The organism is Streptomyces sp. ATexAB-D23 (assembly GCF_000373645.1).
Classification (GTDB): domain Bacteria; phylum Actinomycetota; class Actinomycetes; order Streptomycetales; family Streptomycetaceae; genus Streptomyces; species Streptomyces castrisilvae.
In genome coordinates this window covers 176208-189030 of the sequence record NZ_KB892035.1, presented here as the reverse complement: position 1 = coordinate 189030, position 12823 = coordinate 176208, and the positions used below count along the sequence as shown (strand labels likewise).

Annotated in this window: 8 protein-coding genes; 5 read left to right on the top strand and 3 right to left on the bottom strand. The window is 73.3% G+C overall.

Features of this window, described 5'->3' with window-relative positions; all coding sequences use genetic code 11:
* Positions 1-58 precede the first annotated feature (58 nt).
* Positions 59-559, bottom strand: coding sequence for a DUF5949 family protein (locus B082_RS0125975; protein ID WP_018554721.1), 501 nt, complete (start codon positions 557-559; stop codon positions 59-61).
* A 332-nt stretch (positions 560-891) separates the two neighbouring features.
* Between B082_RS0125975 and rsgA the strand changes: the two genes are divergently transcribed.
* Both rsgA and B082_RS0125965 read left to right on the top strand, forming a co-directional pair.
* On the top strand, positions 892-2076 hold the full coding sequence (rsgA, locus tag B082_RS0125970) for a ribosome small subunit-dependent GTPase A (protein ID WP_018554720.1): 1185 nt from the start codon (positions 892-894) through the stop codon (positions 2074-2076).
* Positions 2077-2158: 82 nt separating this feature from the next.
* A complete protein-coding gene (locus B082_RS0125965; RefSeq protein ID WP_018554719.1) occupies positions 2159-3589 on the top strand; it encodes a DNA-3-methyladenine glycosylase 2 family protein in 1431 nt (476 codons plus the stop codon).
* On the opposite strand, the gene B082_RS0125960 is transcribed toward B082_RS0125965, so the two are convergent.
* Together B082_RS0125960 and B082_RS0125955 are read right to left on the bottom strand one after the other, a co-directional pair.
* A complete protein-coding gene (locus tag B082_RS0125960; protein WP_018554718.1) occupies positions 3514-3996 on the bottom strand; it encodes a DUF456 domain-containing protein in 483 nt (160 codons plus the stop codon). The two genes, B082_RS0125965 and B082_RS0125960, sit on opposite strands and share 76 nt — an antisense overlap.
* 80 nt (positions 3997-4076) lie before the next feature.
* Positions 4077-5078 carry a helix-turn-helix transcriptional regulator gene (locus tag B082_RS0125955; RefSeq protein WP_018554717.1) on the bottom strand — a complete coding sequence of 334 codons (1002 nt, stop codon included), beginning with the start codon at positions 5076-5078 and terminating at the stop codon, positions 4077-4079.
* 210 nt (positions 5079-5288) lie between these two features.
* On the opposite strand from B082_RS0125955, the gene B082_RS0125950 reads away from it, so the two are divergent.
* The 3 genes from B082_RS0125950 to B082_RS0125940 all read left to right on the top strand — a co-directional run bounded on the left by B082_RS0125950 (position 5289) and on the right by B082_RS0125940 (position 12784).
* Positions 5289-9059: a S8 family peptidase gene (locus B082_RS0125950; RefSeq protein ID WP_018554716.1), complete on the top strand. Its 3771-nt coding sequence runs from the start codon at positions 5289-5291 to the stop codon at positions 9057-9059.
* Positions 9060-9173: 114 nt separating this feature from the next.
* Positions 9174-10928: a protein phosphatase 2C domain-containing protein gene (locus B082_RS0125945; RefSeq protein WP_026250210.1), complete on the top strand. Its 1755-nt coding sequence runs from the start codon at positions 9174-9176 to the stop codon at positions 10926-10928.
* A 113-nt stretch (positions 10929-11041) separates the two neighbouring features.
* The gene (locus tag B082_RS0125940) at positions 11042-12784 is read left to right on the top strand and encodes a pyruvate dehydrogenase (protein ID WP_018554713.1); all 1743 of its coding nucleotides are present in this window, start codon (positions 11042-11044) and stop codon (positions 12782-12784) included.
* Positions 12785-12823: the final 39 nt, after the last annotated feature.

Genomic DNA, 12823 nt, shown 5'->3' with positions numbered 1-12823 from the left:
GCATGACCGAGGCCCACCACCCTTCGCGGGTGGTGGGCCTCTTCGACGGGGCCGGAGTTCAGCCGAGGCTGCGGACCGGGAGGACGCAGTGGGCCGAGGTCGCGATGACCTCCGGGTCGCCGGCGTAGGCCCGCAGCTCAGCCTCGCCGATCGGGAGGCCGGGGGCGCCCTGCGGCCACGGGCGGGTGGCGAACATCGCGTGCACCTCGCCCTGTTCGCGCGCCGCCGCCAGCCACTCGGGCGGCACCGGGTACTGCGCGGTGAAGTGGGGCAGCGTCAGGACCGCCTGGCCGGCCTGGACGAGGAGCTTCACGGGCAGACCGGGCGTCTCGTCGGCGCGCACCGGGGCGCCGCCGACGGTGAGCCCGCTGCGCCGCAGCGCCAGGTGCATGGCGTGCTCGCCGGCCGCCGGGCCGTCCGATCCGTCGCCCAGCGAGTAGGCGAGCAGGAAGGCGGCGTCACGGCCGCTCTGCTGGTATTCGCCGCTCCAGCCGATCAGGGTGAGGGTGCCCAACTGGGCCTGGGTGAACGTGCCGGTGGCTGTCTGGGGGGAGGTCATGTCCGGCACCCTAACCGCCCGTGACCGGTCGAACTCCATGCGTATCACCCGATCGAGGGATGACCGGTGGCAACTCGGACCGGGCCGAATAATGCGTTGAGCCGCCGGAGGACCGGGGATATCGTGTGCGGCGAGACGGACGGCGGGCAGGCTGCCGGTGCCGGACACGCAAGAGTGCGGAGGTGAGGACATTGGCGACGGTCGTTGTGGTGGGCGCTGCCCACGAGCCGAAGTTCCCTGTTCCCACCCCCGTGGCCACCGGCTGACCTCCTCCTTCGGGACCTCTTCGCGCCGACGTGCGCACCGCCGGGCCACCCTGTGAAGGGTTTCCCTTGTCTTTCCCGTCCTCCTCCCTTTCTTCCTTCTCCTCTTCCTCCACCTCCTCTTCCTCCGCCTCGCATCCGCTGGCCGCGTACGGCTGGGACGACGACTGGGCGGCCGAGTTCGCCCCGTACGCCGCCCAGGGGCTGGTGCCCGGCCGTGTGGTGCGGGTGGACCGGGGCCGGTGCGACATCGTCACCCCGCAGGGCACGGTCTGGGCGGACACCGCGTTCGTCGTGCCCCGTGACCCGATGCGGATCATCTGCACCGGTGACTGGGCCGCCGTGGACGCCGCCGGCGACCCGCGGTTCGTCCGTACGCTGCTGCCGCGGCGCACCGCCTTCGTCCGCTCCACCTCGTCCAAGCGTTCCGAGGGCCAGGTGCTGGCCACCAACATCGATCACATCGCGATCTGCGTCTCGCTGGCCGTGGAGCTGGACCTGGGCCGGGTCGAGCGCTTCCTCGCCCTGGCCATGTCTAGCGCCGGCGGCGACGCGCTGCTCGGCGACGCCACCGGGGCCGGGGAACGGTACGCCGAACCGCTCGTCGTCCTGACCAAGGCCGACCTGGTCCCGGACGCGGTCACCCTCTCCCACCTCGTCCAGGACATCGAGCACATCGCTCCCGGGGTGCAGGTGCTGCCGGTCAGCTCCGCCACCGGGGAGGGCGTCGACGTGTTCTCGGCGATCGTCTCCGGCGGTACGAGCGTGCTCCTGGGAGCCTCCGGCGCGGGCAAGTCCACCCTCGCCAACACGCTGCTCGGCAGGGACGTGATGGAGGTGCGGGCCGCCCGGGACGTCGACGGCAAGGGCCGGCACACCACCACGACCCGCAACCTGCTCGTCCTGCCGTCGGGCGGGGTCCTGATCGACACCCCCGGCCTGCGCGGGGTCGGCCTGTGGGACGCGGGCGTCGGGGTCGGGCAGGTCTTCTCCGAGATTGAGGAGCTGGCCGAGGACTGCCGGTTCCACGACTGCGCCCACGAGGCGGAGCCCGGATGCGCGGTACTGGCCGCGATCGAGGACGGCACACTGCCCGAGCGTCGCTTCGACAGCTACCGCAAGCTGCTGCGCGAGAACCAGCGCATCGTCGCCAAGACCGATGCCCGCGTCCGGGCCGAGATGCGGCGGGACTGGAAGCGCAAGGGGGCCGAGGGCCGGGCCGCGATGGAGGCCAAGCGCGGCCGGATCCGGTAGCCGGGCCGTGTCCGCGGCGACCTGGTCGACGTCCGAAAACCGCGAGTGAGCACGTCCCGGCGGGCGCACACTGGACGGTGTGATGGACGAAGAGACCAGGTACGAGGCGGTGAGCAGCCGCGACGCGCGTTTCGACGGCGAGTTCTTCTTCGCCGTCGAGACGACCGGCATCTACTGCCGGCCGAGCTGCCCCGCCGTCACGCCCAAGCGGAAGAACATCCGCTTCTACCCGACAGCGGCGGCCGCCCAGGGCAACGGCTTCCGGGCGTGCCGCCGCTGCCGCCCGGACGCCGTCCCCGGCTCCGCCGAGTGGAACGTACGGGCCGATGTGGTCGGGCGCGCCATGCGCATGATCGGTGACGGTGTGGTGGACCGGGAAGGCGTCCCCGGCCTCGCCCACCGGCTCGGCTACAGCTCCCGCCAGGTGCAGCGCCAGCTCAACGCCGAACTCGGCGCGGGGCCCGTGGCCCTGGCCCGCGCGCAGCGCGCGCACACCGCCCGGGTCCTGCTCCAGACCACCGCGCTGCCCGTCACCGAGATCGCCTTCGCGGCCGGTTTCGGAAGCCTCAGGCAGTTCAACGACACCGTCCGGCAGATCTACGCCCGTACCCCGAGCGCCCTGCGCACCGAGGCCGGGACCGGGCTCGGCGCGGCCGCCCGGGAGGCCCGCACGGCCGGCATCCCGCTCCGCCTCGCCCACCGCGGCCCGTACGCGGCCGGCGACGTCTTCGACCTGCTCGCCGCCGGTACCGTCGCCCGCGTCGAGGAGGTCTGCGGAGAGCCCGGGGCCCGCACCTACCGGCGCACGCTGCGCCTCCCGTACGGCAGCGCCGTCGCCTCCGTGGACGAGCGGTCCGCCGGGAACTGGCTGGACGCCCGCATCCACCTCACCGACCTGCGCGACCTGACCACGGCGGTGCAGCGGCTGCGCCGCCTCTTCGACCTGGACGCCGACCCGTACGCCGTGGACGAGCTGCTGGCCACAGATGCGCGGCTCGCACCGGACGTCGCGGCCCGGCCCGGAGTGCGCTCGCCGGGGGCCGCGGACGCGGAGGAGTTCGCCGTACGGGTCCTGGTGGGCGAGGCGGCAGCCGGGGAGCTGGCCGCCGCGTACGGCAAGGCCCTGGACGTGCCGTGCGGCGGGCTGACCCATGTCTTCCCCGAGCCCGGCGCGCTCGCCGGCGCGGACGTCGGCCGGGAGCTGCGCGCGCTCGCGGCGGCGCTCGCCGACGGCGGCGTACGTCTCGACGCGGGCGCCGACCGGGACGAGGCCGAACAGGCACTCCTGCGGCTGCCCGGCATCGGCCCGGCCGAGGCCGCGCTGATCCGGATGCGTGGCCTCGGCGACCCCGACGTCGACCCGTACGCCACACCCGGCGCGCACCGCTGGCGGCCGTGGCGTTCGTACGGCGTACGCAGGGCGCGGCGGGGGAGGGGTCAGCCCCAGACCACAGCGCCCAGCCACGCGCCCGTCACCAGCAGGCACGCGAAGAGCTCGACCAGCACCGAGTAGCCGGTCGCCCGCATCACCGAGCGGACCGACGCCCACCCCGCTCCCCGGCTGCCGAGGCGCAGCCGCTCCGCCCCGTAGATCACGCCGACGTAGCCGATGACCGCGCCGACGACCGGGACGAGGAAGAAGCCGGTGATCGCGCCGAGGCCGCCCAGCAGCAGCGTCCGGCGCGGTGCCCCCGACTCGCCGGGCCTGCGCGGCGGCAGGAGGGCCTTGAGCGCCTGGTTGAGCAGGAGGAGCGCCGTCGCCCCGATCAGGACGCCCCAGGCGAGCGGCGTCATGTCGGTGAGCGCCCACCACAGGACGGCGGCCCAGACGATGGCCTGTCCGGGCACGCCCGGCACCAGCACACCGATCAGGCCGAGCAGCATGACCAGTGCGACGACGACGAGCTGCCACACACCCATTTGACCAGCCTGCCGGAGACCGGCCGGTCCCGCCCGTCCGCGCAGCCGCCCTCGCGGCCGTCGGCGCAGCTCAGAGGCTGTTACGTCAGTGGGCGCCGGCGGGGTTCGCGGGCGACCCAGCCCCGCTCGTAGGCATGCCAGCCGAGCTGGAGGCGGGTCGAGACGCCGGTGAGCTCCATCAGGCCCTTGACCCGGCGCTGCACGGTCCGCAGACCGAGGTCCAGCTGTTTGGCGACGCTCGCGTCGGTCAGGCCGGCCAGCAGCAGGGACAGGATCTCCAGGTCCGTCGGGTCCGGGCCGCCCGGCTGCGCCAGCACCGCGCCGCTCTCCCCGAGCCGCAACGGCATCGCCTCGCGCCACACCGCTTCGAACAGCGCCGCCAGCGACTCCAGCAGTCCCGAGCCGTGCACGACCAGCGCCGCGGGCTCCGCGCCCCGGCCGGTCAGCGGCACCATGGCCAGTGCCCCGTCGGCGATCACCAGCTTGGTCGGGACCCGGTCGACGACCCGGCACTGCTCGTCGCGGCTGAGCGCCGCCGACAGTTCCAGGATTCCGGACTCCAGGCCCAGCACCTCGCGCTCGACCACCACCCGGAACGTCACCCCGCGCGTGGCCGCCTGTTCCTCCGACTCGTTGTCGAGACCGCTGACCGCGATCGGCTTGCCGGTGACCAGGGCGCGCACCTCGCTCGTCGCCCCCAGCTGGAGCTGGTGGAACCGGTGGGCCACCGCGCTCGCCCCGGTGACCACCTCGACCAGGTCGTGGACGGCCGGTTCGGCGGCGTCCGCCCGGTACTCCTCGGCCAGCAGCACCGCCGCCAGCTCGGCCTGCTCCAGCTGGTGGCGCTGCTGGGTGAGCAGCGCGCCCAGGGCGACCCCCGGGGGCGCCGCGACCCACCGGCCCGTGCGGGCGGACGACTGGGCGGCCAGGCCGTGCTGCTCCAGCCGGCGCAGCGCCCGTTCCGTCTCCCGTTCGGGCAGCGCCAGCCGGTGCGAGAGATCGGAGACCTCGGCCGCCCCCAGCGCCACGAGCGCGCGGTAGGCCGACTCCTGCCTCTCGTCGAGACCTATGGCTCCCAGCATCCCCGACCCCTCCCGGACGCAGTGATTCCCCGGCGTGCACGGTTGTGCGACCGACCGGCCGTGGCGGAAAACGGCCACGGCGCAATCCCGCCGCGAAACATCATCCCTGTACTGCCCGGCACTCTGCCAATGTGGCGCCACCGCAGCACCAACAAGCTACGGAACAGCGGCTTTTGCTCCGGTCTGTTCCGGTTCCACTTGGGGAGAGCGATGCGTCCGATATCGCGTACGGCACTGGGAGCGGCCACCGCCGCGACCCTCGCCGTCACGGTGATCGCACCGTCCGTAGCGGCGCCACAGGGCGACACGGCCGAGAAGAGACCACTGGTCGGCAGCGTGGCCGCCGGGGCCCGGGACAGTGCGCCGGTCACGGTCACCCTGGTCACCGGCGACAAGATCCTGGTGAGCACCGACCGTTCGGGGAACGCCTCGGCCACCGCCCAGCCCCGCGAGGACGGCACCGTCCCCCTCGTGCAGACCCGCCGCTCCGGCGGGGACCTCTACGTCTACCCGGACGGCGCGGCGAAGGCCCTCGCCGAGGGCACTGTCGACGAGGAACTGTTCAACGTCACCGGGCTGATCCGGCAGGGCTACGACGACGCCCGCACGGACTCCGTGCCCGTGATCGCCACGTACGCCGGGGACACCACCCGCGGCGTGCCCGCCACCCCGCGCGGCGCCGTGCGCGGACTGGCTCTTCCCTCCATCGACGGCGTCGCGCTCAAGGCGGACAAGGGGCAGGCCGCCGGATTCTGGGCGGACGTCACCCGTCCCGGCAGGTCCCGGTCCGGGGCCGGGCTCAAGAAGCTATGGCTCGACCGCAAGGTCGAGGCCAGTCTCGACCGTTCCACCAAGCAGATCGGCGCCGACCTCGCCTGGGCCGCGGGCTACGACGGCAAGGGCACCAAGGTCGCCGTCCTGGACACCGGAGCCGACGCCGCCCACCCCGACCTCGAAGGCCGGATCACCGAGTCGGAGAACTTCACCGACTCCGACACCACCGACGACCGCCAGGGCCACGGCACCCACACCCTCTCCACCGTCGGCGGCTCCGGCGCGGCGAGCGGCGGGAAGAACAAGGGCGTCGCCCCCGGCGCCGACCTCCTCGTCGGCAAGGTCCTCAACGACAGCGGATCCGGCGACTCCTCCTGGATCATCGCGGGCATGCAGTGGGCCGTCGACCAGAAGGCCGACGTCGTCTCCATGAGCCTGGGCAGCCAGACCCCCACCGACTGCACCGACCCGATGAGCCTGGCCGCCGAGGAACTCGGCAAGAACAAGGACACCCTGTTCGTCGTCGCGGCCGGCAACCTCGGCCCGGCGCTCAACACGGTCTCCTCGCCCGGCTGCGCGCCCGGCGTGCTCACCGTCGGCGCCGTCGACCGCGACGACTCCACCGCGAGCTTCTCCAGCCGGGGCCCCGCGATCGGCGCCCACACCCTCAAGCCCGAGATCGCCGCCCCGGGCGTCGCGATCTCCGCCGCCGCGGCCGGCGGCCGGGGCGTCTACGCCTACCGTTCGCTGTCCGGTACGTCGATGGCCACCCCGCACGTCGCGGGCGCCGCCGCCATCGTCAAGCAACGTCACCCCGACTGGACCGCCCAGCAGGTGAAGGCGGCCCTCGTCTCCTCCGCGAAGAGCGACGTCCCCGGTGACGTACGCGAGACCGGCGGCGGCCGGCTCGATGTGAAGGCCGCGATCGACACCGGGGTGACGGGCGCCCCCGCCGTCCAGGGCGGCACCTTCAACTGGCCGCAGGACAAGTCGGACCGGACCACGGTCCGGCTGCCGTACACCAACACCGGCGACAAGCCCGTGAAGCTGTCGCTCAAGGTTCGGGACGTCACCGGCAACAACGGCTCGTCCGTCGGCTCCTCCGTCGCCGCCCTCGGTACGAAGAAGGTCTCCGTGCCCGCCGGCGGAACGGTCCACGTCCCGCTGAAGATCGACCCGACCGCGCGCCTCAAGGCCGCGCAGTACGGCGACGTCACCGGCCGGGTCCTGGCGACCGCACCCGGCGGAGTGAAGGTCTCCACCCCGTTCTCGCTGTACGTCCAGCCGGAGACCGTCACCCTGCGCGTCAAGCTGGTCGACGCCAACGGCGAGCCCGCCACGGCCTCCTCCTCGCTCGACGTCATCGGCACCGACACCTCCACCGGCACCCGCCGCTTCAACAACGGCTCCACCGACCAGGTCTACGAGCTGCGCCCCGGCGCCTACTTCGTCTCCGGCTTCGTCGTGAGCGCGGACCCCGAGGACGCGACCGGCACCCTCGCCAAGTCGGTCGGCTACCTCGCCCGGCCGCAGCTGAACCTCACCAAGGACACCACCCTGGTGCTGGACGCCCGCAAGGCGCACAGCATCAAGCCGAAGACCCAGGACCGGGCCACCGAATCGCGCGGCACCACGCTCGCCTTCGGCCGCGGCTGGGGCGGCAGCCGGCTGCACTCCGGCTCCATCTCCGGCGGCCGGACCATCCAGGACTACCTGGTCGACATCCAGGGCCGGGTCACCGACGGCACCTTCGCGTTCGACAGCATGTGGCGGGCGTACGCCCCCCAGATCGAGAAGCTCGCGGTGGACGGCGGCGCCACGCTCCACCCGGTCACCGCTTCCACCGGTTCGGACAACCTCGACGGAACGGGCCGGGCGCAGATCGTCGACGCCGGCACCGGGGCGCCCGCCGAACTCGCGGCCGCCGGGGTGACCGGCAAGATCGCCCTGGTCCGCGTCCCCGACGGCACGGCCACCGTCCTCACCCAGGCACGCGACGCGAAGGCGGCCGGCGCCACGGCCCTCGTGGTCCACCGGCCCGCCGCCGGCGCCTGGCTGCCGACCGTCGGTTACGGAGCCTCGCCGCTGCCCACCCTCGGCCTGCGCGCCGACGAGGCGGCCGGCCTGATCACCCGGCTGGCATCCGGACCGGTGACCCTGGCCTGGAAGGCCACCGCCGTGAGTCCGTTCGTCTACAACCTCGCCTTCCCGGAGACCGGAACGGTCACCTCCGACCGCACCTACAAGGTCGAGGACTCCGAGCTCGGCAAGGTGAACGCCACCTACGAGTCGATGGGCGTCCCGTCCGACTACACCGACACCCTGCTGTTCAGCAAGGCGTACGGCGGCACGTACACGCTGGGCGGGGTCGACACGGTCCGTACGCCGGGCACCCGCACCGAGTACTACTCGACGGGTGACGCCTGGCAGCACTCCATCTCCTCCAGCTTCCCCTGGGGCGAGGCGATGATGGACAAGTACCGCACGTACAAGGCGGGTTCGCAGCGCTCCGAGAGCTGGTACCGGGGAATCGTGGCCCCCTCCGCGCCCCGCGACAACAGTGGTGCCGCGGAATTGGCCGCCGAGCGTCAGGACAACCTGATCGGCGTCGCCCCGGACTTCTGGGGCGACAGCGAGCACAACGGTCTCCAGGGATCGTTCGGGGACCTGGGCGACATGAGCCTCAGCAGCGGCGGCAAGGTGATCGGCACCTCCCCCTACGCGTCCGGGGTGTTCACCGTCCCGGCCGGGGACGCCGCCTACGAGCTCACCCTGGGGACCCTCAAGTCGGGCCGGCCCGCGGCCGTGTGGAAGCGCTCGACGCGGACCGGGACCGTCTGGAAGTTCCGCTCGCACCGCGACGAGAACGTCTACTCGCAGGGCATCCCGCTGCTCTTCCCCGGCTACGACCTCCCCTCGGACGGCCTGAAGACGCTGCCCGCGAAGGACGGCCAGAAGATCGGACTGAGCGTCACCGGGCACGCCGGCTACACCCCCGGCGCGGTGACGTCCGCGAAGGTCGCCTACTCCTACGACGGCGGTACGACCTGGACCGACGCCACCACCGCGCGGCGCGACGGCAACTGGACCGCGACCGTGAACCACGCGGGCGCGGCCGGTAAGCCGGTCACACTGCGCACCGAACTGACGGACGCCCACGGCAACTCCGTCGTGCAGACCGTGACCGACGCCTACGCCGTGCGCTGACGCCGGATCACCGACCGGTTCGCCGGGCGTCCTTCCCGTGGGGGGTGGGGACGTCCGGCGGACCATTTTCCCGATGCCCGTTTTCGCGCGGCCCGCGCGGTGGACAATAAAGGCATGAGCCAGCAGGGGGAGAGGCCAGCAGCCCACGAGGACGACTGGTGGCGCAGGCTGTACGACGAATCCACGCCGGACACCGGGGCGAGCCGGACGGCCGACAGCCTCGACGACCGCTTCGACTCGGCATTCGACACGGTGGCGCCCGGTGGGGGCCCGGCCTACGAGACGGCTCCGGAGGTGCCGGAGCCGAGGGAGGCGCAGGACCCGGAGCCGGCAGGGACGCCTGAGCCGAGGACGGGACCGGAGGCCGGGGCGGCGCCCGAGCCGGGGCCGGCGACCGGGCCGTGGACGGTGCCCGAGCCGTGGAGGGGACCCGGGCCCGGGGCGACGTCCCCGCCCGGGACGGCGCCCGCGTCCGCGCGGGGAGCCGCCGCACCCGAGCCCGAGCCGTGGACGGCGTCCGAGTCCGCGGCGGTACCTGCTCCGGAGACGGGACCCGGGCCCGGGACGGCGCCGCCCGCGCCCGAGCCGAGGGCCGTCGCGCCCGCGTCCGTGCCGCCGCCGCTCGTCACCCGGACGGCGGACGGCTCCCCGCCGGAGTCCGTGCGCGCCCCGTGGGAGCCGCAGGCCGGCCCGGTGAAGCCGCGTACGTTCCCGGGCCCGCCACCCCCCGAACCCGAACCCGAACCCGAACCGGAGCCCGAGCCGCCCGCCGACCCGCGCGTCGCCGGGGCCGCGCGGCTGCCCGGACGTCCCCTCGCCGGCCGGCCGGCGGAGTCCGGGGCGCGGGCTGGTGACGGGCCGGCCGCCGACGAGGCCCACGCGCTCCGGCCCCCGGTCGCCCACGTGGGCCCCCGGCCGCCCACCTACGACGCCGAGCCCACCGCGCTGCCGGCCACCGACCCGTACGAGCTGGACAGCCTCGTCCCCGACACCGTGCTGGACGGCGCCCGGTACGGCACGTACACCCTGCGGGCCGCGTCCGTGCGCGGCGACTCCGCACGGTTCCGGGGCGAGCCGCGCCGCGACGCGCTGCTGACGGTGCGCTTCGGGACCGGGGACAACGCCCTGGTCCTCGTCGCCGTCGCCGGAGCCGCCCGGGGCGCGGAGGGGGCGCACACGGCGGCGGCCGACGCCTGCCGCTGGATCGGCGAAGCCGTCGGGCGCAGCCACGGCCGGCTCTCCGACGACATAAGGGCGGGCCGCCGCGCCGACCTCAAGTCCGGGCTGCACCGGCTCACCGACCGGGGCTACGGCAAGCTGCGCGCCCGCGCCGCCGAACTCGGCCTGGGACCCGACGTGTACACCGCGAGCCTGCGCTGCCTGCTGCTGTCCGCCGATCCCGAGTGCCGCACCCGGGTCTTCTTCGGCGTCGGCGACGGCGGGCTCTTCCGGCTGCGGGACGGCAACTGGCAGGACCTCGAACCGGCCGTGCCGGCGCCGGAGCGGCTCGCCGGGGACCCCGTGGTCGGCTTCGGCTCGCCCGTGCCCGAGAGCGGGCCCGACGGCGACCGGCTGACCATGGATCTGGGGATTCCGACCGGCCCGGCCCCGTACGTCGAGGACCCGCTGCCCCCGCCCGCCGAACCGTTCCGCTTCCGGGCCTCGGTCGCCCGGCCGGGCGACACCCTGCTGCTGTGCGGCACGGGCCTCGCCGAGCCCCTGCGGGGCGAACCGGCCCTCGCCGGCGAGCTCGCCGCGCGCTGGTCGCCGGTGGAGGCGCCGGGTCTCGGAGCGTTCCTCGCGGACACCCAGGTCCGGGTGACGGGGTACGCCGACGACCGTACGGCGGTCGGCGTCTGGGAGGCGTAACCGCGCACCTCATGGGTTGATGGACTCCGAAGAGCCGTCCGTCCGGGGTTTCGCGCCCCGGGTTCCGGACAGCCGGACGAGCACGGAGCCCAGGCAGAGGGAGTGCGACACCCATGGCCAAGCAGAACGTGTCGGAGCAGTTCGTCGACATCCTCGCCAGGGCAGGCGTCAAACGCCTGTACGGGGTCGTCGGCGACAGCCTCAACCCGGTCGTCGACGCCATCCGGCGCCACTCGGGCGTGGAGTGGATCCAGGTCAGGCACGAGGAGACCGCCGCGTTCGCGGCCGGTGCGGAGGCGCAGATCACCGGAACCCTGGCGGCCTGCGCCGGGTCCTGCGGCCCCGGCAACCTGCACCTCATCAACGGCCTCTACGACGCCCACCGCTCCATGGCCCCCGTGCTCGCGCTCGCCTCGCACATCCCGTCGAGCGAGATCGGCCTCAACTACTTCCAGGCGACCCACCCCGAGCTGCTCTTCCAGGAGTGCAGCCACTACAACGAGATGATCTCCAACCCGCAGCAGATGCCCCGGCTGCTTCAGACGGCCATCCAGCACGCGGTCGGCCAGGGCGGCGTCAGCGTCGTCACCATGCCGGGCGACATCGCCGGGCAGCCCGCTCCGGAGAAGGCCGTCGAACACGCCCTGGTCACCTCGCGGCCCACCGTACGGCCGGGCGACGACGAGATCGACAAGCTCTGCCGGATGGTGGACCAGGCCAAACGGGTGACGCTGTTCTGCGGGAGCGGCACGGCCGGTGCGCACGCCGAGGTCATGGAGTTCGCCGAGCGGGTCAAGGCCCCGGTCGGGCACGCCCTGCGCGGCAAGGAGTGGATCCAGTACGACAACCCGTTCGACGTCGGCATGAGCGGGCTGCTCGGCTACGGCGCCGCCTACGAGGCCACCCACGAGTGCGATCTGCTGATCCTGCTCGGCACGGACTTCCCGTACAACGCCTTCCTGCCCGACGACGTGCAGATCGTGCAGGTCGATGTGCGGCCCGAACACCTCGGCCGGCGCACCAAGCTCGATCTGGCTGTCTGGGGCGACGTCCGCGAGACGCTGCGCTGTCTGACGCCCCGGGTCAAGGTCAAGAGCGACCGCAAGTTCCTCGACCGGATGCTCAAGAAGCACGCCGACGCCCTGGAGGGCGTGGTCAAGGCGTACACCCGCAAGGTCGAGAAGCACGTGCCGATCCACCCCGAGTACGTGGCCTCGGTGCTGGACGAGATCGCCGACGACGACGCGGTGTTCACCGTCGACACCGGCATGTGCAACGTATGGGCGGCCCGCTATCTGACGCCCAACGGCAAGCGGCGGGTGATCGGTTCGTTCAGCCACGGCTCGATGGCCAACGCGCTGCCGCAGGCGATCGGCGCGCAGTTCACCGACCGCAACCGGCAGGTCGTCTCGATGTCGGGCGACGGCGGATTCACCATGCTGATGGGCGACTTCCTGACCCTGGTCCAGTACAACCTGCCGGTCAAGGTCGTCCTGTTCAACAACTCCTCGCTGGGCATGGTCGAACTGGAGATGCTGGTCGGCGGCCTGCCGTCCTTCGGCACGACCAACAAGAACCCGGACTTCGCCGCCGTCGCCCGCGCGGCCGGCGCGTACGGCGTGCGCGTCGAGAAGCCCAAGGAGCTCCAGAGCGCCCTGAAGGACGCGTTCAAGCACAAGGGGCCGGCGCTCGTCGACGTCGTCACCGACCCAAACGCCCTGTCCATCCCGCCGAAGATCAGCGCGGACATGGTGACCGGATTCGCCCTGTCCGCCAGCAAGATCGTGCTGGACGGCGGGGTGGGCCGGATGGTCCAGATGGCCCGCTCCAACCTCCGCAACGTGCCCCGGCCTTGATCCGGGCACCGCTAACGCGGCCGGGGTTGGCGGTGCGTT

Coding starts and splice junctions, on each gene's coding strand:
- B082_RS0125955 (WP_018554717.1), bottom strand. CDS start 5,078: ATGCTGGGAGCCATAGGTCTCGACGAGAGGCAGGAGTCGGCCTACCGC.
- B082_RS0125965 (WP_018554719.1), top strand. CDS start 2,159: ATGGACGAAGAGACCAGGTACGAGGCGGTGAGCAGCCGCGACGCGCGT.
- B082_RS0125960 (WP_018554718.1), bottom strand. CDS start 3,996: ATGGGTGTGTGGCAGCTCGTCGTCGTCGCACTGGTCATGCTGCTCGGC.
- B082_RS0125940 (WP_018554713.1), top strand. CDS start 11,042: ATGGCCAAGCAGAACGTGTCGGAGCAGTTCGTCGACATCCTCGCCAGG.
- B082_RS0125975 (WP_018554721.1), bottom strand. CDS start 559: ATGACCTCCCCCCAGACAGCCACCGGCACGTTCACCCAGGCCCAGTTG.
- B082_RS0125950 (WP_018554716.1), top strand. CDS start 5,289: ATGCGTCCGATATCGCGTACGGCACTGGGAGCGGCCACCGCCGCGACC.
- B082_RS0125945 (WP_026250210.1), top strand. CDS start 9,174: ATGAGCCAGCAGGGGGAGAGGCCAGCAGCCCACGAGGACGACTGGTGG.